Below are 25,016 nucleotides of genomic sequence, written 5' to 3'. Positions count from 1 at the left end.
AATGGGTGATTTGATTCGAGTCGAAGACCTGCGCGTGGTCGCTTGCGGCGAGCGTGGCGAGGTGGAAATCGTCAAGGGCGTGAGCTTCTCCCTGGCCAAAGGTGAGGTGCTGGCGCTGATCGGTGAGTCCGGCTCCGGCAAGACCACCATCGCCCTGGCGCTACTCGGCTATGCCCGACGCGGCTGCCGATTGGCGTCCGGCGTGGTGCAGGTCGGCGAGCACGACATGCTGGCGTTGAGCGAAAGGGAACTGCAAGGCCTGCGCGGCAATCGGGTGTCGTACATCGCCCAGAGCGCTGCCGCTGCGTTCAATCCGGCGAAGAAACTCATCGATCAAGTGGTGGAGGGCGCTTTGATTCACGGTCTGGGCAGCCGGGCCGTGCTGGAAGCCAAAGCCATCGAGCTGTTCCGCGACCTGGCCCTGCCGGACCCCGATCACATTGGCCAGCGTTACCCGCACCAAGTATCCGGCGGGCAGTTGCAACGGGTGATGGCGGCCATGGCGCTGATCAGCGATCCGCTGCTGGTGGTGCTCGATGAGCCGACCACCGCCCTCGACGTGACGACGCAGATCGACGTGCTGCGCGCCTTCAAGCGGGTGGTCCGCGAGCGTGGGGCGACGGCGGTTTATGTGTCCCACGACTTGGCGGTCGTAGCGCAAATGGCCGATCAGATCGTCGTGCTCAACGGCGGGCAGATTTTCGAGCAGAGCGCCACCGCGCTGCTGCTCAAAGCGCCAGCCCACGAATACACCCGCAGCCTGCTGCTGGCGGCACGCCCGGACACGACGATTCGTCCGCCCTGCGGCATCGCCGAAGAAACACCGCTGCTGACCATCCAGGGGCTGACCGCCGGTTACGGCAACAAGAACCTGCAAGGCATGCCGGCCATTCGCGTGCTCGAAGATATCGACCTGACCGTGCGCCGGGGCCAGGCCATCGGCGTGATCGGCGAGTCGGGCTCCGGCAAGTCGACCTTGGCGCGGGTGGTGGCCGGGTTGCTGACGCCGGCGTTGGGCGGCCTGACCTTCGATGGGCAGCCACTGGGTGGCAGCCTGTCCGAGCGCACCGATGAGCAGTTCCGCCGGATTCAGATGGTGTTCCAGAATGCCGACACCGCGCTCAACCCGATGCACAGTGTCGGCACCATTCTGAGCCGTCCGCTGAAAATGTACTTCGGCCTCAAGGGCGCCGCGCTGCGTGAGCGTATCGGCGAACTACTGGACCTGGTGCGTTTGCCGCGCGCCATGGCCGAACGCCGCCCGAATGAACTCTCCGGCGGGCAAAAGCAGCGGGTCAATCTGGCCCGGGCCCTGGCGGCCAAACCGGATCTGATCCTCTGCGACGAGGTGACCTCGGCGCTGGACACCGTGGTCGGCGCGGCGATTCTCGAACTGCTGCGCGACCTGCGTCAGCAACTGGGCGTGTCGTATCTGTTCATCAGCCATGACATCTCCACCGTGCGCGCGCTGTGCGACGACATTGTGGTGATGTACAGCGGCCATAAGGTTCAGGCCGGCAGTCGGCAGGCGTTTGCCCAGACACCGTTCCATCCCTACACCGACCTGTTGATCCATTCGGTGCCGGAACTGCGTCAGGGCTGGCTGGAAAACTGCGGCACCACCTGCGGCACGCTGCCGCCGATTGGCGCCAGGGCCAACGTGCCGGAACTGTGCACCTTCCTCAGTCGCTGCCCGGTGCGGGTCGACGGCCTGTGCAATCGCACCGCGCCGAACCGGCGGATCATCGACGGCGGTAGCGAAATTCTTTGCCATCACGACAGTGCCGAGTTGCTGAAGACTCAGCAGGGTTTATCCACCATGAGCCTGGGAGCCTATGCATGAAAGGGCGTTTTGTGAGGCTGGCCGAACAGGGCCGGCCGACCGTCAAGCTGACGGTGGACGGTTCGCCGATTGAGGCATTGCAGGGCGACACGTTGATGGTCGCGCTACTGACCCAGGGCTCGGCGCTGCGTCAATCGGAATTCGACTCGGGCCGCCGCGCCGGTTTCTGCCTGATGGGCGCCTGCCAGGATTGCTGGGTCTGGACCCGCAGCGGCGAGCGTCTGCGCGCCTGTTCCAACGAAGTCCGCGAAGGGCTGGACATTGTCACCACACAACCGGAGGCGATATGGCCACTGCACAGCTGAGCGCTCAACGAGTGGTTATTGTTGGCGCCGGGCCGGCCGGCATTCGCTGTGCCGAAACGCTGCTGGCGGCTGGCTTGAAACCGATCCTGATCGACGAGAATCGCCGGGATGGCGGGCAGATCTATCGCCGCCAGCCCGAAGGCTTTACCCGGGATTACGCCACCCTGTATGGCACCGAAGCGGCCAAGGCCAAACACCTGCACCAGAGTTTCGACCGATTGCGCGGGCAAATCGACTACCGCCCCGACACGTTGGTGTGGAACCTGACGCCGGGGCAGTTGTGCTGCGTCAGCCAGGGCAAACACTCGACGGTGGATTACGACGCGCTGATCCTGTGCACCGGCGCCACTGACCGCTTGATGCCGATCGAAGGCTGGCAGTTGGCAGGCACTTACAGCCTCGGCGGGGCGCAGATCGCACTGAAATCCCAGGCGGTTTCCATTGGCCATCGCGTGGTGTTCATGGGCAGCGGGCCGTTGCTGTATCTGGTCGCCAGCCAATACGTCAAAGCAGGCGCGAATGTGGCGGCGGTGCTCGACACTTCGCCGCTGATCAAACGCATTGGCGCTTTGCCCAAATTGCTGGCTCGGCCTGGCTTGCTGTTCAGCGGATTGAAACTATTGGCGCAGTTGTACCGGGCGAAAATCCCGGTGCACTTGGGGATCAACCCTCTGCAAGTGCTGGGTGATGCCGCCAGCGGGGTCAATGGTGTACGGATCAGCACGGCGAAAGGCGAAACCCTGACGGTCGATTGCGACGCCGTGGCCCTGGGATATCACTTGCGCCCGGAAACCCAATTGGCCGATCTGGCCGGTTGTCGCATGCGCTTCGATGAGGCGTCCAGCCAATGGTGGCTGGCCGTCGATGAAGAGGGCCGCACCTCGGTCAACGGTGTGTATGCCGCCGGGGACGGCTCGAAGATTCGCGGCGCCGATGCCGCCGAGCACGCCGGGCGATTGGTGGCGATGGCGTTGCTGGAAGATCTGCAGCAACCGCTGAACGCCGGTTTGCGTGACGAACAACGGCACGCGCTGGCGGTGATGGATGAGTTTCGCCTCGGCCTGGCCCAGGCGTTTCCCTGGCCGGCGGCGCAAGCCAAAGCCTTGCCGGATTCAGCCATCGTCTGTCGCTGCGAGATGATCAGCGCCGGCGAGTTGCGCCGCACGGTGAGCGAGAAGGGCGCCTGTGAAGTCAACCGGGCCAAGGCCTTCAGCCGGGTCGGCATGGGCCGCTGCCAGGGGCGTTACTGCTCCCAGGCCGGGGCCGAAGTGATTGCCGCGGCGGCGGGCGTCAGCGTGCAACAAGTCGGCCGGCAGCGTGGACAGGCGCCGGTCAAACCCCTTTCGATGCTCACCGAGGAGGTGTCGCCATGACGCTACACAAAGCCGATGTGGTGATTGTCGGCGGCGGCCTGATGGGCTCGGCAGCGGCGTTTTTCCTGCGCCAGCGCGGGCAGTCGGTGATTTTGCTGGAGCGCGACCAGATCGGTCAGTACGCCAGCGGGGTGAACTTCGGCAATGTCCGGCGTCAGGGGCGATTCCTCGGCCAACTGGAGTTGGCCAATCGATCCTGGGCGTTGTGGAAACGTCTGCCGGAGTTGATCGACGACGACCTCGAATTCATTGCCAGCGGGCACATGCGCGTGTGTTATCGCGAGGATGAAATCCCCGAGCTGGAAGCCTACGCGGCGGCGCCCGAGGCGGCGCAGCTGGATTTGAAGATCTATCGTGGCGCCGAGTTGCACGAACGCTTTCCGTTCCTCGGTCCGGACGTGAAGGGCGGCTCTTATGCGCCCCATGATGGCCACGCCAACCCGCGTCTGGCCGCGCCGGCATTTGCCCGGGCAGCACGCCGTCTCGGGGCGCGGATCGAGGAACAGACCGAAGTCGCTGACGTGCACAAAGTCGGTGGTGAATTCACCGTCAGCACCACCGATGGCCGACAGTTCAGCGCCGAGCGCTTGCTGATCACCGCCGGCGCCTGGGGCCAGAAACTCTCGGCGCAGTTCGGCGAACCGGTGCCGCTGGACACCCACGGCCCGCAAATGGCGGTGACCGAACCGGTGCCGTACGCCTTGCCGACGGTGATCGGCGTGTACACCAAAATCCCCGAGGAGGTGATCTACTTCCGGCAGATCCCGCGCGGCAACATCATCATCGGTGGCGGCTACCGCAGCAAACCGGACATGCACAACCGCCGCGCCTATGTCGAACCACGCAGCATTCTCAATCAGATGGATCAGATGCGTCGGTTGCTGCCGGGTGTCGGCAACCTGAACATCATTCGCGTATGGAGCGGCATTGAAGGCTATCTGCCCGATTCCCTGCCGGTGATGGGCCCCAGCGGCAATGTTGACGGCTTGTATTACGCGTTCGGCTTCTGCGGCCACGGCTTCCAGCTTGGCCCCGGTGTCGGCGACGTAATGGCCGAACTGATCAGCACCGGCAGCACCAGCACGTCGATTGAGCCATTCTCCATCCGCCGGTTCGCCCCGGCAGCCGAACAACGGACAACTGAGCAAAGGAGCAGGGCCTCATGAAACCCCGCGTACTGGACATTCTCAAACGCCTGATGGCCTTCGACACCGTGTCGTCAGAGTCGAACATGGCCCTGATCGAGTACGTGCGCGACCTGCTGCTGGCCAAGGGCATCGAGTCGCTGATCGTCAAGGACGAAACGGGCAAAAAGGCTAACTTGTTCGCCAGCACCGGCCCTAAAGAGTTGCCAGGAATTTTGCTGTCCGGCCACACCGACGTGGTGCCGGCAGCAGGGCAGGCCTGGACCTTCCCGGCGTTTCAGGCGACGGTGCAGGACGGGCGGATTTACGGGCGCGGCAGTTGCGACATGAAGGGGTTTATCGCGTTGGCCATCGACGCCATGCTCGATGCCGCCGACCATTCGTTGAGCCGACCGCTGCAAATCGCCTTGTCCCATGACGAAGAAACCGGCTGCGTCGGTGTACGACGTTTACTCGACGTGCTGCACCTGGCGCCGGTACGGCCGTTTCTGTGCCTGATCGGTGAGCCGACCAACATGCAGTTCGTGCTGGGGCACAAGGGCAAGGGGTCTTACCGCACTTACTGCCGTGGCCTGGAAGCGCATTCCTCGTTGGCGCCGCGTTCGGTCAATGCGATTCACGTGGCCTGCGATTTCATCGCGGCACTGCGTCAGAGCCAGCAACACCTGCAAGCGCAGGGCGCGCAGGATGCCGATTACGACGTGCCTTACAGCACCGTGCACGTCGGGCAGATTGTTGGCGGCAAGGCGCTGAACATCGTGCCGAACCTGTGCACCCTGGATTTCGAGGTACGTAACTTGCCGGCGGACGATCTGGATCAGTTCCTGGAGCAGATGCGCGAGCGTGCCGAAGTGATCGTGCGCGAGGCGAAAAAGCTGTCCAGCGTGGCAGCCATCGAGATCGAAACCCTCAACGTCTATCCGGGCCTCGATACCCACCCGAGCGTCGAAGCGGTGCGCTTCCTGAAAAACTTCGCCGCTCCGGATACCGGCACCGCCAAAGTCTCGTTCGGCACCGAGGGCGGGTTGTTCAAGCAGCGTCTGGACGTACCGGTCGTGGTCTGCGGCCCAGGCTCGATCGAACAGGCGCACAAGCCGGACGAGTTTATCGAGATCAGTCAGATGGAGGCGGGGGAGCGGTTTCTTGAAGGCTTGCTCGGCTCCCTGAAACTGTAATCCACTCTGTGGCAAACAGAGATCATTGTGGGAGCGGGCTTGCCCGCGATGAGGGTCTGACATTCAACATTGATATTGACTGACAGGCCGCCATCGCGGACAAGTCGGATCGCCGCACCGCCGCTCCCACAGGGTTTTGTTTTGGTTTGACGGGCTATGCTCCCCTCAGTAGAGCCTGCCGTCCCACCGCGAATTTCAGCATCCAACACTGCCCATCAAACGCTTTCAGCATCCTCATCCGCGGCACCTCCCTAGACTGGGAAATGTCTCGGATCAGGACTCGACCATGCTCAAGAATCGTTTGAAAGACCCCAGCCTTCTGGCAGAACTCGCTTATGTGGACGGGCAGTGGATCGGTGCCGATAACGCCGCGACCCTGGACGTCATCGACCCGGCCACCGGCCAGTTACTCGCCCGGGTGCCGGCCATGCAGGGCACGGAAACCCGGCGTGCCATCGAAGCCGCCGAGCGGGCCTGGCCGGCGTGGCGTGCGCGCCCGGCGGCGGAGCGTGCGGCGCTGCTGGAGCGCTGGTATCAGGCGATGATCGACAACCTCGACGACCTCGCCTTGATCATGACCTGCGAGCAGGGCAAACCGCTGAACGAAGCCAAGGGTGAAATCCGCTACGGTGCCGGGTTCGTCAAATGGTTCGCCGAAGAGGCCCGCCGGGTCTACGGCGAAACCATGCCGGCCCCCAGCGGCGACCGCCGCCTGCTGACCCTCAAACAACCGGTCGGCGTCTGCGCCGCGATCACGCCGTGGAATTTCCCCAACGCGATGATCACCCGCAAGTGCGCGCCGGCCCTGGCCGCCGGGTGCCCGATCATCGTCAAACCCTCCGACCTGACCCCGCTGTCGGCCCTGGCCCTGGCGGTACTCGCCGAGCGTGTCGGCATTCCGGCCGGAGTGTTCAACGTGCTGACCGGGATGCCCGCCGGCATCGGCGAAGAGCTGACCGGCAACCCGACGGTGCGCAAAATCTCCTTCACCGGTTCCACCGCGGTCGGTCGGCTGCTGATGCGCCAGAGTGCCGAGCACATCAAGCGCTTGAGCCTGGAACTGGGCGGCAACGCGCCGTTCATTGTGTTCGACGACGCGGACCTAGAGCAGGCGGTGGCCGGGATCATGCTCAGCAAATTCCGCAACGCCGGGCAGACCTGCGTCTGCGCCAACCGCATTCTGGTGCAGGACGGCATCTACGAACGCTTCGCCCAGCGACTGGTGGAAGAGGTCGGCAAGCTCAAGGTCGGCAATGGCCTGGACGCCGACGTGAGCATCGGCCCGCTGATCAACCCGGCGGCGGTGAGCAAGGTCGCCCGGCACATCGACGATGCCCTGAGCCAGGGCGCGCGTTTGCTCTGCGGCGGCATTCCCGAGGGCGACAGCCAGTTCGTTCAGCCGACCGTCCTTGGCGAGACCCACGCCGGCATGTTGCTGGCCAACGAAGAAACCTTCGGCCCGGTGGCGCCGTTGATGCGGTTTACCTTTGAGGCCGAAGCGCTCGCCTTGGCCAATGCCACGCCCTTTGGCCTGGGGGCCTACTATTTCACTCAGGATTTACGCCGCTCCTGGCGGTTCGGCGAGGCGTTGGAGTTCGGCATGGTCGGTCTCAACACCGGGATCATTTCCATGGAAGTCGCGCCGTTCGGCGGCATCAAGCAGTCGGGGCTGGGCCGTGAAGGCAGCAAGTACGGCCTGGATGAATACCTTGAAGTCAAAGCCTTCCACATCGGCGGGCTGTAATTCATAGACACGGGGGCACGATTGATGAGCAAGGCATTCAGAATCGCCGCGATTGCCGGCGATGGCATCGGCAAGGAAGTCCTGCCGGAAGGGTTGCGGGTACTGGAGCAAGCCGCGAAGAAGTGGCAGTTGGAGCTGAGCATCGAAGTGCTCGACTGGGCTCACTGCGATTACTACCTGGAACACGGGCAGATGATGCCCGATGACTGGTTTGAGCAGCTCAAGGGTTTCGACGCCATCTACTTTGGCGCCGTCGGCTGGCCGGACAAGGTGCCGGATCACATTTCCCTGTGGGGCTCGCTGCTGAAGTTTCGCCGTGACTTCGACCAATACGTGAACATTCGCCCGGTACGTCTGTTTCCCGGCGTGCCGTGCCCGCTGGCCGGGCGCAAACCGGGGGACATCGATTTCGTGGTGATCCGCGAGAACACCGAGGGTGAGTATTCCTCGGTCGGCGGCAAGATGTTCGAAGGCACCGAGCATGAATTCGTGCTGCAAGAGTCGGTGTTCACCCGGCGTGGCGTGGACCGGATTCTCAAGTTCGCCTTCGATCTGGCCCAGACCCGACCGCGCAAACGCCTGACGGCGGCGACCAAGTCCAACGGGATTTCAATCAGCATGCCGTACTGGGACGAGCGCACGGCGTTGATGGCCGCGCAGTACCCGGACATCACTTGGGACAAGCAGCACATCGACATCCTGTGCGCACGGTTTGTGCTGCAACCGGACCGATTTGATGTGGTGGTGGCTTCGAACCTGTTCGGTGACATTCTGTCCGACCTGGGACCTGCCTGCGCCGGCACCATTGGCATTGCGCCGTCGGCCAACCTCGATCCCGAGCGGCGTTTTCCATCGCTGTTCGAACCGGTGCACGGCTCGGCCCCGGACATCTATGGGCGCAACATCGCCAACCCGATCGCGATGATCTGGTCCGGCGCGTTAATGCTGGATTTTCTGGGCAACGGCGATGAGCGTTATCGCGCCGCGCACGACGGGATTTTGCAGGCGATCGAACGGGTGATTGCCCAAGGGCCGATCACCCCGGACCTGGGCGGGCAGGGCTCGACCCAGGAGGTCGGCAAGGCAATTGCACAAGCGCTTTAAAAGCGATGGGAATCCTGTAGGAGCGTGGCTTGCCGGTATTACGCGTCATCGTTCTTCGCGGGCAAGCCACGCTCCCACAGGATTTGCGTCGGGATCAGTCTTCCTTGCGAATCGTGGTCACTTCATCGGCCCGGACCTTCACTTTCGCCCCGGAAATATCTTCGAACTCGAAGAAGCCGTCCTTGCTCTTGGTTTTCGGCATGTCCTTGGTCAAATACTGGGTGCCGTTCTGCAGGGTCACGACCGTTGGCGTCGAGCAACCGGTCAGGGCCAGAAGGGCCGCTACCGCCAGGGGCAAACCCAGAGTCTTGATATTCATACACACCTCCATCACTCAATAAAAACAGTGCGACGCCTCGTTCGAGATCAATCCTCACTGTGCCTCTAACGCGGTTAGGTGCGATGCAATGGCAGAAAGTTCGATGGTCTCCCGAAAATCGTCCGATAGCGTCGCCACTGATCCTTTTCCATTTGCACCGGGTGGGGCATAGCTGGTATCTGTACGCATAACCAGTATTCGCTTGCCATGGCCCGATTGCCCGTGATTGTAAATCCTCTCGACGACCCGTTCTATTACTTGAACAACTTCATGCAAGTGCTTGATTGGCTTGAGCATCGTTATGCCGATGTACTGAGCCTCGAAGAGCAGGACTTCATCCGCGACTTCAACCGACTGCCCCGCGAGTCCCAGGCTTTACTGGTCAGACTGGTAATGCGCAAGGGCGTGCATTTCAGGGCCGGCAAACTGAGTTACGTCGAAATCGGCGACATCGCCAGCGCCGTTGCGCCGCTCCTGGCGTCGGGCTGGATCGACGAGCAGTTGCCGTTGCACCTCGAGGATTTGTTCGACGTGCTGCTCAAGGCCGAGATTCTCCAGTGTTTTGGCGACGCCATCGATCAACCGAAAGGCAAAAAGAGCGACTGGCTGCCGGCCCTGAGCGAGCGGTTTCCCCAAGCGCAGCGTTTTGCCCAGTGGTGCCCGGCACTGGATGACCGGTTGTTCAGCCTGACTGTCATGGGCCTGTGCGACCGCCTGCGCCTGATGTTCTTCGGCAACCTTTACCAGGACTGGTCGGAGTTCGTGCTGGCTGACCTGGGCATCTACACCTACGAAAAAGTCGAGTTTTGCGCCGAGTCCCGAGGTTTGCGCAGTCGCGAGGACGTCGACGCCTGCCTGTTCCTGCACAGCTGTCAGCAGCGTTTCGAGGCCGGTGAAGACGTAGCGGTGGTTGTCGAACAAATCAACGGGCTCGAACTCGCCAATCCCTGGCTGCAAAGACGTCGGGCCAAGTTGCTGTTCCAGATCGCTCAGCATTGCGAGCGCATGGCGGATTTTTCCACCGCTCTGGGTCTCTACCGCGATTGCATCTACCCCGGCGCGCGTCTGCGACTGATTCGCGTGCTGGAGCGCTGTGGTGAATTTCAACTGGCGATGGAGCTGGCGGCCCAGGCCGAGCAAGCCCCGGAAAGCGCCACCGAGCATCAGCATTTATTGCGTGTACTGCCCAGGCTGCGACGCAAGCTGGGTGGGCCGCCGATCAAGCGGCCAGCCCCTCGGACCATGCAGCGTCTGGACCTGCAATTGCCCAGGCACGACCCGGCATTGTCGGTGGAATATTACGTTCAGGCGCACCTGGCGGACGAGTTGGCACCGGTGTATTACGTCGAGAACAGCCTGATCAACTCGCTGTTCGGGTTGCTGTGCTGGCCGGCAATCTTTGCTCCGTTGCCGGGCGCGTTTTTTCACCCGTTCCAGCGCGGGCCGGTGGACCTGCACAACGAAGACTTTCATGCGCGGCGCGCGGATTTGTTCCAGGCCTGCCTCGCCGAACTCGATAACGGGCGTTACGCCCAGACCATCCGCGAGCGTTACATCGCCAAGTGGGGCGTGCAGTCACCGTTCGTATTCTGGGGCGCGTTGAGCGAGGAACTGCTGGAGCAGGCGCTCGACTGTCTACCTGCCGAACACCTCAAACACTGGTTCAATCGACTGCTGCTCGACATCAAGGCCAACCGTGCCGGCATGCCGGACCTGATCCAGTTCTGGCCGCACCACAAAACCTATCGCATGATCGAAGTCAAAGGCCCCGGCGATCGTCTGCAAGATAATCAGGTGCGCTGGCTGGAGTTCTGTCACGAGCACCAGATGCCGATTGCCGTTTGCTACGTGCAATGGGTGGAGCAGGGCGCTTGAGCTACAGCATTGCGGTGCGGGCACTGTGTGAGTTCACCGCCAAGGTCGGCGACCTCGACCTGCGCTTTACCCCGTCGCCGACCGCGCTGGAAGGCATCGTCGGCCATCGCACCGTGGCGTCACGACGCAGCGAGGGTTACCAGAATGAGGTCGCGCTCGAGGGCCAGTATCGAACCTTGACCGTGAAAGGCCGGGCAGACGGCTACGATCCAGGGCAAAACTGCCTCGAAGAAGTCAAAACCTACCGGGGCGACCTGAGCAAGCAACCGGACAATCACCGGCAGCTGCACTGGGCGCAGGCGAAAGTCTATGGCTGGTTGATGTGCCTGAAACTGGATCTGGCGCAGATCGATCTGGCGCTGGTGTACTTCGACATCGTCAGCGAAAAAGAAACCTGTCTGGTCGAGACCTTCAGCGCCGCCGACTTACAACTGTTCTTCGAGCACCACTGCGGGTTGTTCCTGCACTGGGCCGAGCAGGAAATGGCCCATCGCGAGGGACGCAATCTGGCGGCACAGCAACTGACCTTTCCCCATGCCGATTTTCGCCCCGGCCAACGGCATCTGGCCGAGTCGGTGTTCAAGGCGGTCAGCACCGGCCGCTGCCTGATGGCCCACGCGCCGACGGGTATCGGCAAGACCATTGGCACGCTGTTCCCGATGCTCAAGGCCCTGGCGCCACAGCAACTGGACAAGGTGTTTTTTCTCACGGCGAAAACCCCGGGGCGCAAATTGGCGCTGGACGCGGCTCAGGTCATCCTCGACAGCGCCGATGCGCAGCCGTTGCGAATCCTCGAGATGATCGCCCGGGACAAGGCCTGCGAGCACCCGGACAAAGCCTGTCATGGTGAGTCCTGCCCGTTGGCCCAGGGTTTTTATGATCGCCTGCCGGCCGCGCGTCAGGCCGCCAGTGAATTGAGCTTGCTGAACCAAAGCGCCTTGCGCGAGGTGGCCCTGCAGCATGAGGTTTGCCCCTACTACCTGAGCCAGGAAATGGCCCGCTGGGCGGACGTCGTGGTCGCCGACTACAACTACTATTTCGATTTCAGTGCATTGCTGTTCGGACTGGCCCAGGCCAATAACTGGAATGTCGCGGTGCTGGTGGACGAGGCCCACAACCTGGTGGAGCGCGGCCGGCAGATGTACAGCGCCAGCCTAGACCAGGCGACTTTGAACGGCGTGCGAAAAACCGCCCCCGAGGCGCTGAAAAAAACCTTGCAGCGGGTCAATCGTGAATGGAATGCCCTGCATGATCAGCAATTCGCCCCGTATCAGGCCTATGACAAAGCCCCGGAAAAACTGCTTCAGGCGTTGTCTTCGTGCTGCGCGAGCATCGGCGATTACCTGAATGACCACCCCCAGGGCCTGGACAGCGGCTTGCAGAACTTTTACTTCGACATGCTGCAATTCGGCCGCGTGGCTGAACTGTTCGATGAGCATTTTCTGTTCGACATCAGCAAACGCGACCTCGACCGCAAGCGCAACCTGTCGCAGCTGTGCCTGCGCAATGTGGTGCCCGCCGGTTTCATCCGCCCGCGCCTGACCGCAGCGCGCAGCACGGTGCTGTTTTCCGCGACCCTGAGCCCTCGGCATTACTATGCCGACTTGCTGGGGACCCCGGCGAACACGGTATGGATTGATGTGGAATCGCCATTTCACGCCGCTCAGCTGCAAGTGCATATCGTCAGCCAGATATCCACGCGGTTCGTTCACCGTCAGGCCTCCCTTGCGCCCATCGTCGAGCTGATGGCCAAACAGTTCAGCCAACGCCCCGGCAACTACCTGGCGTTTTTCAGCAGCTTTGATTATTTGCAACAAGTGGCGCAGTTGCTGGCCGAGCGCTATCCGCACATCACGCTGTGGTCGCAGTCCCGTGGCATGGGAGAAGCGCAGCGTCAGGACTTTCTCGATCAATTCACCGCCGACAGCCAGGGCATCGGTTTTGCGGTGTTGGGTGGCGCGTTCGGCGAAGGTATCGATTTGCCCGGCGCACGCTTGATTGGCGCCTTCATTGCCACCCTGGGGCTGGCGCAACTCAATCCGGTCAACGAACAACTGAAACAGCGCATGGCGGCGATTTTCGGTGCCGGTTATGACTACACCTACCTGTTTCCAGGCGTGCAGAAGGTGGTGCAGGCGGCAGGAAGGGTGATCCGTACCCGGCAGGATCAAGGGGTGGTAATGCTGATCGATGACCGGTTCGCAGAGAGCAAGGTCAAGCAATTGCTGCCGAGTTGGTGGTCCGTTGAGCTGACGCATTTTCCTTCTGGTTTGTAGGAGTTTTTACCTTATAAAACAGTGACATATCTTGAAAGACACGCTCATTTGAACAAACAACGAAACAACGCTTTATTCAAAGGGCAGGCAATCACTTTCAAGCGAATCTTTGATAAGGAAATCAAGGTATGTCAGTAGCACCGAAATACCCGCACACCACTCAGGATGTCACCGCGGCGTTCGAGGAAATAAAAAAGAAGCTACTTTGCGGTATCACCGCCGAGGCCATCCCAAAAATGTTGGTCGTTGCCGGACTGCAAGGATCAGGTAAAACCTATCTACTGGAAAACACCCTTCTACCCACCAAACGCTATGACAACTACGTTCGTCTGTACCTGCCCGAATACCGAAAAAAACACCCTGAATACGCAGAAATGATCAAACAAGGTGTTTTATATGCGTATGAACATACTGAGGGATTTGTCCGAGAGGTCAGCGAAAAGATCTTCACCGAAGCCTTCAAGCTCAAGTACAACATCATCATGGAGTGTGCATTCGACAGTAACAAGTTTGCTGCCTTTCCACCGTCGGCAACCGCCCTCGGATATCAGTTCGAGACCCACATCGTGGGTTGCACTCAAGTATTTGCACACCTGTCCAGCATCAAGAGAGCGTTGAAAAGCCTGGCTCAAAAGGAGATGGAAAGGTTCCTGACGGTAGCCGATCTGAATGCCAGCATGGGTAATGCACAAGCGATACTCGTGGCCTTCGAGACGGCTGCAAAGGCGATCAGCGGTTCGCAAATCACCTTGTACGAGCGCGGATTCGGCGCGTTGAAAGAGCGTGTCTTGCGCGCTCAAAGCACCTACACACTAGCTGACGACGGCTCTGTCACCGTTGCGACATCCAAGACAGTTTTTGCCTACAGCGTCTATGCCAGCATTATTAATAACGTCATCGCGGTGAACGACCGGGAGCAAATGATCAAAGAGTGCCATATGACGTTGCACAAGGCCCGGACTCACGCCAAGTATGTCCCGAACTTCGTCTACAACGATTTGTACGCCTGTATCTCCAAAAATCTGCATTGATAATAGTTCACACCCATTCGGCGGCGAAGTGACACGAGGCTGAGACCGGCGCTTCGCCGCGCATCCATTTTTTGAATTTCCCAACGAGCGGTTTGTCGCATACTTCAGAAGAACAACAATAAGGGCAGGGATCCATGAGCGATGACCGGACCAAGAATGCCATTGAAGAGATGCGCTTTCGTCTGCTGATAGATGCGGTGGTCGACTACGCGATCTACATGATTGACCCCGATGGCATCATTTCCAGCTGGAACGCTGGCGCCAAGCGATTCAAAGGGTATGAAGAAGCGGAGATTCTCGGCCAGCACTTCTCGCGTTTTTATACCCCAGAAGACCGCCAGGCCGGCTTGCCTCAGCGCGCCCTCGATACCGCCATTAGCGAAGGGCGTTTCGAGGGCGAAGGCTGGCGGGTTCGCAAGGATGGTACGCATTTCTGGTCCCACGTCGTGATCGATCCCATTTTCGATCCGTCGGGCAAGTTGCTGGGTTTTGCCAAGATCACGCGGGATTTGACCGATCGCAAGATGGCCGAAGAAACCCTTAAGCAAAGCGAGCAGCAGTTCCGGCTGCTGGTGCAAAGCGTCACGGACTATGCCATCTACATGCTCGCTCCGGATGGACGCCTGACCAACTGGAATCCGGGGGCGCAGCGCATCAAGGGTTACCGGCCCGAAGAAGTCATCGGTCAACATTTTTCGATCTTCTACACCCCTGAAGACCGTGAAGCCGGCGAACCGCAGCGGACGCTGGACATTGCGACTCGCGAGGGCCGATTCGAAAACAAGGCCTGGCGCGTTCGCAAGGACGGTACGCGCTTTTTCGCGCATGTCGTGGTCGATCCGATCTGGGGCGACACCGGTACATTGCTGGGATTTGCCAAGATCACCCGGGACATCACCGAGGTGACACAAGCCCAGCAGGCGCTTGAACAAACCCGCGAAGCGTTGTTTCAGGCGCAGAAAATGCAGGCCATCGGCCAACTCACCGGGGGCATTGCCCACGATTTCAATAATCTGCTGACCGTTATCCTCGGCAATCTGGAAATCGTACGCAAACGCGCAGCGGACGATCCGAGAATTACCCGCCTGCTCGACAACGCGACCCAGGGTGCCTTGCGCGGCGTTTCCCTGACCCAGCGCATGCTCGCGTTTGCCAGGCGTCAGGAGCTCAAGACCGAAGCGGTCGAGATACCGACGCTGATACAAGGGATTACCGGGTTGTTGCGCAGTTCTCTAGGGCCTTCTGTAAACATTGAAACCTGCTTTGCAGCCGAACTCGAACCTGTCATGGCCGACGTCAATCAGCTGGAACTGGCGGTACTGAACCTGGCGACCAACGCCCGCGACGCAATGCCCGGCGGCGGAAAACTTTTTATCAGTGCCCGGGTGGAGGAGGTTTGCGATCAGGCGAAGTTATCCCTTGCGGCAGGTCGTTATGTCTGCCTGAGTGTCACGGACACGGGTGAGGGCATGGATGACGCTACCCTGGCGTTGGCCATGGACCCGTTCTTCACCACTAAAGGCGTCGGTAAAGGAACAGGCCTGGGGTTGTCGATGGTTCATGGGTTTACCGAACAACTGGGCGGGCGCTTCGTCCTGAAAAGCCAGAAGGATGCCGGTACCACGGCCGAACTCTGGTTGCCGATCGCAGTCGCTGGCTCGACCACCGAACCCGCTACCGAGCAGACCGCTGAGTCGCGGGTGCCCAGTTTGTGTGTGTTGGTCGTTGACGATGACAGCCTGGTGTTGACCAGTACCAGTCTGTTGCTAGAGGACCTTGGCCATCGGGTGATCAGTGCTGCGTCCGGTGCCCAGGCACTGGAGCTGCTTGACAACGGACATGACATTGACCTGGTGATTACGGACATGGTCATGCCCCGAATGAGTGGCGCGCAACTGGCGCAGGCGATCCGGGCCTTGAAGCCACACCTGCCGATCATCCTCGCCACCGGTTACGCAGACCGACTGGAAGGCTTCGCAGCCAGACTGCCGCGCCTGTCCAAGCCTTTTACCCAACTCAATCTGGTGAAAATCATTGCTCTGGTCATGAAGTGAATGACAGAGGCAATCGGGTCCAAAAAGGCCTTCTTCATCGCAGCGGCAAAACCTGCGTTCACTTGTAGCAGCTGTCGAGCCTGCGAGGCTGCGCAGCAGTCTTGAATCCGGCTAACGCAGACCTCGTCAAACGTCCAGCCGGTTGCGCTGCTCATAACGGGCAAGCATCGGTTGAGTGCTGATGCCATGCGCGAGAATGCTGAGCGCCACCACCGACAACGTCAGGTCGGTGCACAGCGTCGCTGCCGATGGACCCAAGTTATGGTTCAAGGCGTAGAACAGATAGTAAAAGCTACCGATGCCGCGAATCCCGAACCAGCCGATCAACAGGCGTTGTCGGCCATCCAGCAAACGCCCCCACGGTATGAGCCATACGCTTAAAGGGCGAATGGCACAAAACAGCACCAACGCAACCAGCAGCGCTCGCCAATCCCAGTGCTCGACCAGCACCACGCCCAGCAGGGTTACCAGAAACACTTCCATGGCGCGCTCCACCAGGCTGCCGAAAGCCAGCATGTCGCCCATCATGATGCCGGCCGCCACTTGAGTGTCCTGCAGATTCGACACGTCGCCATGGACGGCGGCTTCGGGCTCGACGTTCTGGTGACCAACCACCGGCTGCACCAGATTCTCGGCGGGCATCTGGGTGTCGCTGGTGGATTTGACTTCGGCTTGCCGCAAACCGAGGCCAGCGGCGAATACCGACAGAAAGCCATAGCCATGGATCTGTTCGGCGGCGACGTAAGCCAGGGCGATCAAAGCCAGGGTCAGGTAATCGTTGGGGGAAAGGGTGCTGTCGGCATTGCGGATGCGCATCGACAAGGTCAGGCGCCCGATGCCGTGGCCCATCCAGTAACCGATGAGCAAGCCCGCCGGCACGGCCCACAGCACGCTTTTCAAGGCCCATTCACCAAGCCAGGCACCGCTGCCGCCGTTCTGCTGCACAAACAACAAACCAAGGATCACGAAAGGGAAGGCAATGCCATCGTTCAGGCCGGCCTCACCGGAGAGCCCGAAACGTACCGGGTCGTCATCGCTGGCGTCGTTGACTTGCACCAGCGAGGCCAGCACCGGATCAGTGGGTGCCAGAATCGCCCCGATCAGCAGCGACGGCCCCCAGGCGAGGTCAAACCCGTAGCGCAGCAGCAGGCAGACGCCAATGATGGTCAGGATCATCACCGGTCCCGCCGGGCCGATCGCCACTCGCCATTGACGATCCTTGAGCGGCAGGCGCAACTTGAGTCCGCAGACGAACAGCGAAAAGAGCACCGCGACTTCCGTCAGGTGCTCCATCCAGACTGCTGCGTCCGTGATGTCCAGTTTCAGCAAGCCCAGGCCCGCCGGGCCGATCGCCACGCCCAGAGCAAGGCACACCGCCGAGGTGGTCACCGGCATCCAGCGCAGATAGGAAGAGGTCAGCGCCAGGGTCAGCAGCACCGCCCCCAACACCGCCACCCATGCAATGAAACTCATGCCCGGTTCCCGGATACGTGCGGCCCTTATGGCCTTTAAAGGTATTGAGCTACGTCAATCGTCAGGGTTCATTTTTTACTGAGGCAGCATCACGGGATGCCGAGTGGGAGCAAACAAGGCACACACATTCCCTTGTGGGAGCGGGCTTGCCCGCGATGGCGGAGTGTCAGGCTCCATCAATTTTCCTGACGGATCGCCATCGCGGGCAAGCCCGCTCCCACAGGGTATGTGTTGTGTCATTGACTCTGTGTGGAATCAGGCCTTGCGCTTGCGCAAACTGCGCTCCATCCGCGCAATCCCTTCCTCCAGCAGCGCCCGTGGGCAGCCGAAGTTCAGGCGCACGAACTGCTGGGCGTGATCGCCGAAATCCAGCCCGGCGCTCAGCCCGACTTTGGCCTGTTCGAGGAAGAACTGCTGCGGGTTGTCCAGCCCCAGTGCCGTGCAATCGAGCCACGCCAGATAAGTGCCCTGGGGCACGTTCATGGTCACGCCCGGCAACCGCGTGCGAACGGCCTCCACCAGATAGTCCCGATTGCTTTGCAGGTAGGCCATGAGTTCGCTCAGCCATGGGCGACCTTCGCTATAGGCGACGCGGGTGGCTTCCAGGCCCAGCGGGTTGACGCTGTCGACCATGCCGCAGCGGGCATGGTTGACGCGATGGAGTAGCGCAGCGTCCTGAATAATCATGAACGCAGTCTTCAGGCCGGCGATGTTGTAGGCCTTGCTCGCCGACATCAGGGTGATCGTACGTTTGGCAATCTGCGGGCTGAGCGAGGCGGTCGGAATGTGCACGCGCCCGTCGAAGCACAGTTCAGCGTGGATCTCGTCGGAGATGATCCAGGCGTCCTGCTCCAGGCAGATGTCGGCGACCGCTTGCAGTTCTTCTCGGGGGAAAACCTTGCCCAGCGGGTTATGCGGGTTGCTCAACAGCAGCGCGCCGCCGCCTTGCAGTGCCTGGCGCAAGGTATCGAGAGGCGTGGCGTACGTGCCATCGGCCAGCGCGTCGAAGTCCAGTTCGATCTTGTTCAACTGCCAATGGCCCGGCGCATGGCGCAGTGGCGGGTAGTTGGGCGTCTGCACGACCACGTTCTGCTGCGGCTGAACCAGCGCATGCAGGGCCATGTTGAACCCCGACTCGATACCCGGCAGGAACACCAGTTCCTGGGGCTGCACACGCCAGGCGTACTTGCTCCACAGGTCGGCGACGATGGCGTCACGCAAGTCATCCTGCGCCACGCTGTAACCGAGCATCGGGTGTTCCAGGCGTTTTTGCAGGGCCTGAATGATCGCGGGCGGCGCGGCGAAGTCCATGTCGGCGACCCACATCGGCAACACGTCGGCCGGGTAACGGCTCCACTTGGTACTGCCGGTGCCATGGCGGTCGAACACCTGATCAAAATCGAAAGTCATGCTCAGTCTCATAAAAGGCAGAGGGGGTAATCCGGCGGCCATGATAAGCGCCAACCTTCACCGCTGGCGAGTTGTGCAACAGAGCATGACCGGCAAGCCGCCGACGGTCGGTTTTCAGACCGCGCACCACAACATTGTCTAAAGTTCTAATTGGCGGTAGTTCCGTTGCCGTCACCGTGATCGTCCAGAAAAACCCGGCCAACGCACCGGGCTTCCACCTGATCAGGAGTGCACGATGGACCTCAACCGTCGTCAGTTCTTCAAGGTCGCTGGTCTCGGCCTTGCAGGATCCACCCTCGGCGCGCTGGGCATGGCTCCGACGCCAGCCTTCGCCGAACAAGTGCGTCATTTCAAGCTCGCTCATACCCATGAAACCCGCAACACCTGCCCGTACTGCTCGGTCGGTTGCGGCTTGATCATGTACAGCCAGGGCGACAATGCGAAGAATGTCGCCCAGAGCATCATTCACATCGAAGGCGATGCCGACCACCCGGTCAATCGCGGCACCCTTTGCCCCAAAGGCGCAGGCCTGCTCGATTTCATTCACAGCCCCAGCCGTCTGCAGTATCCGCAGGTGCGCAAGCCAGGCACCAAGGAGTGGACGCGCATCTCCTGGGATGAAGCGCTGGACCGCATCGCTGACCTGATGAAGGCCGACCGCGACGCCAACTTCATCGAGAAGAACGCCCAGGGGCAAACGGTGAACCGCTGGCTGACCACCGGTTTCCTCGCGGCCTCGGCCTCGTCCAATGAAGCGGGTTACATCACCCACAAGGTCATTCGCAGTCTGGGCATGCTGGGGTTCGATAACCAGGCACGTGTCTGACATGGCCCGACGGTGGCAAGTCTTGCCCCGACGTATGGCCGTGGTGCCATGACCAATCACTGGACCGATATCGCCAACGCGAATCTGGTTCTGGTGATGGGCGGCAACGCCGCAGAAGCGCACCCTTGCGGATTCAAATGGGTGACCGAAGCCAAAGCCCACAACAAGGCGCGGCTGATTGTGGTCGACCCGCGTTTCACCCGTACGGCCTCGGTGGCGGACTATTACGCGCCGATCCGCACCGGCACCGACATCGCCTTCATGGGCGGGCTGATCAATTACCTGTTGACCGAAGACAAGATCCAGCACGAGTACGTGCGGGCCTATACGGACGTGTCGTTTATCGTCAAGGCCGGCTACGGTTTTGAGGACGGCTTGTTCAGCGGTTACGACGCGAGCAAGCGCAGCTACACCGACAAGTCCGGCTGGGGTTATGAAATCGGCGAGGATGGTTTTGCCAAAGTCGACCCGACCTTGCAGGACCCACACTGCGTCTATCAATTGATGAAGCAGCATTACAGCCGCTACACCCTGGCGCTGGCCAGTCAGGTCTGCGGCATGCCCACCGACGCGATGAAGAAAATCTGGGAAGAGATTGCCACGTGTGCGCAACCGGGCAAGACCATGACGATTCTCTATGCCCTGGGCTGGACCCAACACTCGATCGGCTCGCAGATGATCCGCAGCGCAGCCATGGTGCAACTGCTGCTGGGCAACATCGGCATGCCGGGCGGGGGCGTCAACGCCCTGCGCGGGCACTCCAACATCCAGGGCCTGACCGACCTGGGCCTGCTGTCGAACTTACTGCCTGGTTACCTGACCCTGCCGGCCGAAGCCGAACAGGACTACGACACCTACATCGCCAAGCGTGCCCTCAAGCCGCTGCGTCCCGGGCAGATGTCCTACTGGCAGAACTACGGCAAGTTTCACGTCAGCCTGATGAAGGCCTGGTACGGCGCCAATGCCACCGCCGAGAATCACTGGGGCTACGACTGGCTGCCGAAGCTGGACATTCCCGGCTACGACATCCTGAAAATGTTCGACATGATGGGCAAGGGCGAGGTCAACGGCTACATGTGCCAAGGCTTCAACCCGATCGCCGCTTTGCCGGACAAGAACCGGGTGATGAAGGCGCTGGCCAAGCTCAAGTGGCTGGTGGTGATGGATCCGCTGGCCACCGAGACCTCGGAGTTCTGGCGCAACGTCGGGCCTTACAACGATGTGCAGACGGCCGACATCCAGACCGAAGTCATTCGCCTGCCCACCACCTGTTTCGCCGAAGAAAACGGCTCACTGGTCAACAGCGGTCGCTGGCTGCAATGGCACTGGAAGGGGGCCGATGGCCCGGGCCAGGCGCGCACCGACGTGAAGATCATGGCCGAGCTGTTCATGCGTCTGCGCCAGCGCTATCAGGCCAATGGCGGCGCCTGGGCCGAGCCGATCCTCAAGCTCGACTGGCCTTACAAAGTGCCCGAAGACCCGACGCCGGAAGAACTGGCCCGGGAATTCAACGGCTACGCCATCGCCGATGTCACCGACGCCTCGGGGGCGGTGGTCAAGGCCGGTCAGCAGCTGTCCGGTTTCGGCCAGCTCAAGGACGATGGCAGCACGGCGTCCGGGTGCTGGATCTTCTGCGGCAGCTGGACCGAGCAGGGCAATAACATGGCCCGGCGTGACAACAGCGATCCTTTCGGCATGAAGCAGAACCTGGGCTGGGCCTGGGCCTGGCCGGCGAACCGACGGATTCTCTACAACCGCGCCTCGTGCGACCCTCAAGGCAAACCGTGGGATGCGAAAAAACGGCTGGTGTGGTGGAACGGCAAGGTCTGGACCGGCACCGATGTGCCCGATTACAAGGTCGATGTGCCGCCGGAAGCCGGGATGAATCCGTTCATCATGAACCCCGAAGGCGTGGCGCGTTTCTTCGCCCTCGACAAGATGAACGAAGGGCCGTTCCCCGAACACTATGAACCGTTCGAGACGCCCATCGGCATCAACCCGATGCACCCCAACAACAAGCAGGCGACCAGCAACCCGGCCGGGCGGATCTTCGATTCGGTCTGGGACACCCTGGGCCAGGCCAAGGACTTCCCTTACGCGGCGACCAGCTACCGGCTGACTGAACACTTCCATTTCTGGACCAAACATTGCCCGATCAACGCCGTGACCCAGCCCGAGCAGTTTATCGAGATCGGTGAAGCCCTGGCCAAGGAGAAGGGGATTGCCGCTGGCGACCGGGTTCGGGTCAGTTCCAAGCGCGGGCATATCGAGGCGGTGGCGGTGGTGACCAAGCGGATTCGTCCGCTGCAGGTCAACAATCAGGTGGTGCACCAGATCGGGATTCCATTGCACTGGGGCTTCACCGGCGCCACCCGTCACGGTTACCTGACCAACACCCTGGTGCCGTTCCTCGGCGATGGCAACACACAGACCCCGGAATCCAAGTCATTCCTGGTCAACGTGGAGAAAGTCTAAATGGCCAGCCAAGACATTATCGCCCGTTCGGCCACCACCACCGTGCCGCCCTCGGTGCGCACCCAAGAGGAAGTGGCCAAGCTGATCGACACCACCAAGTGCATCGGCTGCAAGGCTTGCCAGGTCGCCTGCTCGGAATGGAACGAGCTACGCGACGACGTCGGTCACAACCTCGGCACCTACGACAACCCTCACGACCTCAGCGCAGACACCTGGACCCTGATGCGCTTCACCGAACATGAAACCGACGCCGGCAACCTCGAATGGCTGATCCGCAAGGACGGCTGCATGCACTGCGCCGAGCCCGGCTGCCTGGCGGCGTGCCCGAGCCCCGGCGCGATCATCAAGCACGCCAACGGCATCGTCGACTTCGATCAGGACCACTGCATCGGCTGCGGCTATTGCATCACCGGTTGCCCGTTCAACATTCCGCGCATCTCGCAAAAGGATCACAAGGCCTATAAATGCACACTGTGTTCGGACCGGGTGGCGGTGGGGCTGGAGCCGGCCTGCGTGAAAACCTGCCCGACCGGCGCCATCGTGTTCGGCACCAAGGAAGACATGAAGGAACACGCCGCCGAACGCATCGTCGACCTCAAGAGCCGCGGCTTCGACAACGCCGGTTTGTATGACCCTGCAGGCGTCGGCGGCACCCACGTTATGTATGTGCTGCACCATGCCGATACGCCCAGGTTGTATGCCGGGTTGCCGGATCATCCGACGATCAGTCCGCTGGTGGACCTGTGGAAAGGCCTGAGCAAACCCTTGGCGCTATTGGCCATGGGCGCTGCGGTGCTGGCCGGGTTCTTCCATTACGTGCGCGTCGGGCCGCAACTGGTCGAGGAGGACGAACATCCGACCACCGTCGACCCCGCCGTGCATGAGTTCGATCCGTCGGTGCACACCTTCGATCCGAGCAAACCGGGCGGGGAGGACAGGCCATGAACGACAAACCGATCCTGCGCTACACCGTCAACCAGCGTACCAATCACTGGCTGGTGGCGATTTTGTTTTTCATGGCGGCGCTGTCGGGGCTGGCCTTGTTCCATCCGGGGCTGTTCTGGCTCAGTAACCTGTTTGGCGGCGGTTCCTGGACGCGCATTCTGCATCCTTACCTGGGTGTGACGATGTTTGTGCTGTTCCTTGGCCTGGTGTGCAGTTTCTGGCGGGCGAACTACTTCATCACCAACGACCGGCTGTGGCTCAGGCGTGTCGGGCGTGTAATCCGTAACGAAGAGGAGGGCGTGCCGCCGATCGGTAAATACAATCCGGGGCAGAAGCTGCTGTTCTGGGTATTGCTGATCTGCATGCTGGTGCTGCTGTTCAGCGGGCTGGTGATCTGGCGTGCCTGGTTCAGTGCGTACTTCGGCATCACCAGCATTCGCTGGGCGATGCTGTTGCATGCGTTGGCGGGGTTCATCCTGGTGCTGAGCATCATTGTCCACGTCTACGCGGGTATCTGGATTCGCGGTTCGGTCCACGCCATGGTGCGTGGCCGGGTCAGCCGTGCCTGGGCGAGAAAACACCATGAGCTCTGGTACCGGGAAGTAACCGGTGACGAAACGCCTGAGCGACCGATCAGCAAAAAAGGATGACCCCTTGGCCACGATCCTCGAGCCTGGGCAGATAGAAGCGGCGGCGAGCTCACCGCCGTTTCTGTACCTGCCACCGAACAACCTGTTCACCCTGCGCGCGTTACGCCTGCAACGTTTGGCCGAAGGCCATCCCATGGCGGACTATCTGCGGTTGATCGCGGGGCTGTGCCACGTCCAGCAGCAGCTGATGGACAATCCGCCCGTGGCGACCATGCCCGACCCCGAACGTCTGCGATTGTGCGTAGAACATGGCTTGCCGCCGTTCGCTGCCGACAGCCTGGTGCGCGAAAACGTTTGGCTGCCCTATCTCGAGGCCTTGTTGCAGCGCTATCAGCCTTCGCCACACGCTGCAGTAGAAAACGCCGTGGCGACGTTGCGCAGCGCGAACCCTGGGCTGCTCAAGGCGTGGGCGATTGCCCTGGTCAGCGGCCAGTATTCACTGCTGCCGGCTGCGCTGGTGCCGTTTCTCGGTGCCGCGCTGCAAGCGGCCTGGAGCCATTGGCTGCTCCGCACGGCCAATCTTGAACTCCATCTACAGCGCCAGCATGGCGACAGCCTCAGCCAATGCCCGGCCTGCGGTTCGCCGGCGATGGCTGGGGTGATTCGTCATCGCGGCAAATACAACGGTTTGCGTTATCTGGTGTGCTCGCTGTGCGCCTGCGAATGGCATGTGGTGCGGGTCAAGTGCGTGTATTGCGAACAGAGCAAGGGCCTGGAATACGTCAGCTTCGAGGACGACCGCCACGCCGCCAATCAGGCTCCGTTGCGGGCGGAGGTCTGCCCGGGCTGCAACGGTTACCTGAAACTGATCTACCTGGAAAACGACGCCGAGGCCGAAGCTCTTTCGGCGGACCTGTCCAGCCTGATGCTGGACATGCGCCTGGAACAGGAAGGTTACCAGCGGCCATCGCCCAACCTGATGCTCGCGCCCGGAGGCGACTGAGCTAATACCTGTCAGCTCAGGGGCTACACTCAGACGCGACGGTCAATCGC

Annotated in this window: 18 protein-coding genes; 15 read left to right on the top strand and 3 right to left on the bottom strand. The window is 61.2% G+C overall.

Going from position 1 to position 25,016, the window contains the following annotated elements; all coding sequences use genetic code 11:
* Position 1 precedes the first annotated feature (1 nt).
* The 7 genes from J3D54_RS23775 (at position 2) to J3D54_RS23745 (ending at position 8,689) form a co-directional block, all read left to right on the top strand.
* Positions 2-1,843, top strand: coding sequence for an ABC transporter ATP-binding protein (locus tag J3D54_RS23775; protein ID WP_253423408.1), 1,842 nt, complete (start codon positions 2-4; stop codon positions 1,841-1,843).
* Positions 1,840-2,148 (top strand): (2Fe-2S)-binding protein, encoded by a 309-nt coding sequence (locus J3D54_RS23770; RefSeq protein ID WP_253423405.1) that lies wholly within the window; start codon positions 1,840-1,842, stop codon positions 2,146-2,148. The genes J3D54_RS23775 and J3D54_RS23770 overlap by 4 nt, the downstream gene beginning before the upstream one ends.
* Positions 2,130-3,521: an NAD(P)/FAD-dependent oxidoreductase gene (locus J3D54_RS23765; protein ID WP_253423403.1), complete on the top strand. Its 1,392-nt coding sequence runs from the start codon at positions 2,130-2,132 to the stop codon at positions 3,519-3,521. Before J3D54_RS23770 ends, J3D54_RS23765 begins: the two co-directional genes overlap by 19 nt.
* Positions 3,518-4,687 (top strand): FAD-binding oxidoreductase, encoded by a 1,170-nt coding sequence (locus J3D54_RS23760; protein ID WP_253423400.1) that lies wholly within the window; start codon positions 3,518-3,520, stop codon positions 4,685-4,687. Before J3D54_RS23765 ends, J3D54_RS23760 begins: the two co-directional genes overlap by 4 nt.
* Positions 4,684-5,841, top strand: a complete 1,158-nt coding sequence (gene argE, locus J3D54_RS23755) for an acetylornithine deacetylase (protein ID WP_253423397.1) — start codon at positions 4,684-4,686, stop codon at positions 5,839-5,841. Before J3D54_RS23760 ends, argE begins: the two co-directional genes overlap by 4 nt.
* A gap of 286 nt (positions 5,842-6,127) precedes the next feature.
* A complete protein-coding gene (locus J3D54_RS23750; protein ID WP_253423394.1) occupies positions 6,128-7,585 on the top strand; it encodes an NAD-dependent succinate-semialdehyde dehydrogenase in 1,458 nt (485 codons plus the stop codon).
* A gap of 24 nt (positions 7,586-7,609) precedes the next feature.
* Positions 7,610-8,689 (top strand): tartrate dehydrogenase, encoded by a 1,080-nt coding sequence (locus tag J3D54_RS23745; protein ID WP_253423391.1) that lies wholly within the window; start codon positions 7,610-7,612, stop codon positions 8,687-8,689.
* Positions 8,690-8,783: 94 nt separating this feature from the next.
* On the opposite strand, the gene J3D54_RS23740 is transcribed toward J3D54_RS23745, so the two are convergent.
* Complete coding sequence (locus tag J3D54_RS23740) at positions 8,784-9,008, bottom strand: YgdI/YgdR family lipoprotein (RefSeq protein ID WP_253423387.1); 225 nt, start codon at positions 9,006-9,008, stop codon at positions 8,784-8,786.
* Between the two features lie 207 nt (positions 9,009-9,215).
* Between J3D54_RS23740 and J3D54_RS23735 the strand changes: the two genes are divergently transcribed.
* The 4 genes from J3D54_RS23735 (at position 9,216) to J3D54_RS23720 (ending at position 16,244) form a co-directional block, all read left to right on the top strand.
* Positions 9,216-10,883: a VRR-NUC domain-containing protein gene (locus tag J3D54_RS23735; RefSeq protein ID WP_253423384.1), complete on the top strand. Its 1,668-nt coding sequence runs from the start codon at positions 9,216-9,218 to the stop codon at positions 10,881-10,883.
* Positions 10,880-13,159 carry an ATP-dependent DNA helicase gene (locus J3D54_RS23730; RefSeq protein WP_253423381.1) on the top strand — a complete coding sequence of 760 codons (2,280 nt, stop codon included), beginning with the start codon at positions 10,880-10,882 and terminating at the stop codon, positions 13,157-13,159. The genes J3D54_RS23735 and J3D54_RS23730 overlap by 4 nt, the downstream gene beginning before the upstream one ends.
* A gap of 128 nt (positions 13,160-13,287) precedes the next feature.
* The gene (locus tag J3D54_RS23725; RefSeq protein WP_253423378.1) at positions 13,288-14,190 is read left to right on the top strand and encodes a zeta toxin family protein; all 903 of its coding nucleotides are present in this window, start codon (positions 13,288-13,290) and stop codon (positions 14,188-14,190) included.
* Between the two features lie 134 nt (positions 14,191-14,324).
* Positions 14,325-16,244 (top strand): PAS domain-containing sensor histidine kinase, encoded by a 1,920-nt coding sequence (locus J3D54_RS23720; protein ID WP_253423374.1) that lies wholly within the window; start codon positions 14,325-14,327, stop codon positions 16,242-16,244.
* A 126-nt stretch (positions 16,245-16,370) separates the two neighbouring features.
* Here J3D54_RS23720 and J3D54_RS23715 read toward each other — a convergent pair whose 3' ends face one another.
* Both J3D54_RS23715 and J3D54_RS23710 read right to left on the bottom strand, forming a co-directional pair.
* Entirely contained in the window at positions 16,371-17,717 is a 1,347-nt protein-coding gene (locus J3D54_RS23715; RefSeq protein ID WP_253423371.1) for a sodium:proton antiporter, read from the bottom strand.
* Between the two features lie 255 nt (positions 17,718-17,972).
* A complete protein-coding gene (locus tag J3D54_RS23710) occupies positions 17,973-19,127 on the bottom strand; it encodes a MalY/PatB family protein (protein WP_253423368.1) in 1,155 nt (384 codons plus the stop codon).
* 235 nt (positions 19,128-19,362) lie between these two features.
* Here J3D54_RS23710 and fdnG point away from each other — a divergent pair, with 235 nt between their 5' ends.
* Genes fdnG through fdhE form a run of 4 tightly spaced genes read left to right on the top strand, consistent with a single transcriptional unit; the run spans position 19,363 to position 24,966 of the window.
* Positions 19,363-22,428: a formate dehydrogenase-N subunit alpha gene (fdnG, locus tag J3D54_RS23705; RefSeq protein ID WP_253423365.1), complete on the top strand. Its 3,066-nt coding sequence runs from the start codon at positions 19,363-19,365 to the stop codon at positions 22,426-22,428.
* Complete coding sequence (gene fdxH, locus J3D54_RS23700; RefSeq protein WP_253423362.1) at positions 22,429-23,373, top strand: formate dehydrogenase subunit beta; 945 nt, start codon at positions 22,429-22,431, stop codon at positions 23,371-23,373. It abuts the gene before it with no gap.
* On the top strand, positions 23,370-24,023 hold the full coding sequence (locus J3D54_RS23695) for a formate dehydrogenase subunit gamma (protein ID WP_253423359.1): 654 nt from the start codon (positions 23,370-23,372) through the stop codon (positions 24,021-24,023). The genes fdxH and J3D54_RS23695 overlap by 4 nt, the downstream gene beginning before the upstream one ends.
* Before the next feature lie 4 nt (positions 24,024-24,027).
* The gene (gene fdhE, locus J3D54_RS23690; protein ID WP_253423356.1) at positions 24,028-24,966 is read left to right on the top strand and encodes a formate dehydrogenase accessory protein FdhE; all 939 of its coding nucleotides are present in this window, start codon (positions 24,028-24,030) and stop codon (positions 24,964-24,966) included.
* Positions 24,967-25,016 lie beyond the last annotated feature (50 nt).

The sequence above is a fragment of the Pseudomonas sp. GGS8 genome, assembly GCF_024168645.1.
Lineage (GTDB): Bacteria > Pseudomonadota > Gammaproteobacteria > Pseudomonadales > Pseudomonadaceae > Aquipseudomonas.
This window is presented reverse-complemented; position numbering and strand designations above follow the sequence as displayed.

Coding starts and splice junctions, on each gene's coding strand:
- J3D54_RS23710 (WP_253423368.1), bottom strand. CDS start 19,127: ATGACTTTCGATTTTGATCAGGTGTTCGACCGCCATGGCACCGGCAGT.
- J3D54_RS23695 (WP_253423359.1), top strand. CDS start 23,370: ATGAACGACAAACCGATCCTGCGCTACACCGTCAACCAGCGTACCAAT.
- J3D54_RS23765 (WP_253423403.1), top strand. CDS start 2,130: ATGGCCACTGCACAGCTGAGCGCTCAACGAGTGGTTATTGTTGGCGCC.
- J3D54_RS23775 (WP_253423408.1), top strand. CDS start 2: ATGGGTGATTTGATTCGAGTCGAAGACCTGCGCGTGGTCGCTTGCGGC.
- J3D54_RS23745 (WP_253423391.1), top strand. CDS start 7,610: ATGAGCAAGGCATTCAGAATCGCCGCGATTGCCGGCGATGGCATCGGC.
- J3D54_RS23715 (WP_253423371.1), bottom strand. CDS start 17,717: ATGAGTTTCATTGCATGGGTGGCGGTGTTGGGGGCGGTGCTGCTGACC.
- argE (WP_253423397.1), top strand. CDS start 4,684: ATGAAACCCCGCGTACTGGACATTCTCAAACGCCTGATGGCCTTCGAC.
- J3D54_RS23720 (WP_253423374.1), top strand. CDS start 14,325: ATGAGCGATGACCGGACCAAGAATGCCATTGAAGAGATGCGCTTTCGT.
- J3D54_RS23735 (WP_253423384.1), top strand. CDS start 9,216: ATGGCCCGATTGCCCGTGATTGTAAATCCTCTCGACGACCCGTTCTAT.
- J3D54_RS23760 (WP_253423400.1), top strand. CDS start 3,518: ATGACGCTACACAAAGCCGATGTGGTGATTGTCGGCGGCGGCCTGATG.
- J3D54_RS23740 (WP_253423387.1), bottom strand. CDS start 9,008: ATGAATATCAAGACTCTGGGTTTGCCCCTGGCGGTAGCGGCCCTTCTG.
- fdxH (WP_253423362.1), top strand. CDS start 22,429: ATGGCCAGCCAAGACATTATCGCCCGTTCGGCCACCACCACCGTGCCG.
- J3D54_RS23750 (WP_253423394.1), top strand. CDS start 6,128: ATGCTCAAGAATCGTTTGAAAGACCCCAGCCTTCTGGCAGAACTCGCT.
- J3D54_RS23725 (WP_253423378.1), top strand. CDS start 13,288: ATGTCAGTAGCACCGAAATACCCGCACACCACTCAGGATGTCACCGCG.
- J3D54_RS23770 (WP_253423405.1), top strand. CDS start 1,840: ATGAAAGGGCGTTTTGTGAGGCTGGCCGAACAGGGCCGGCCGACCGTC.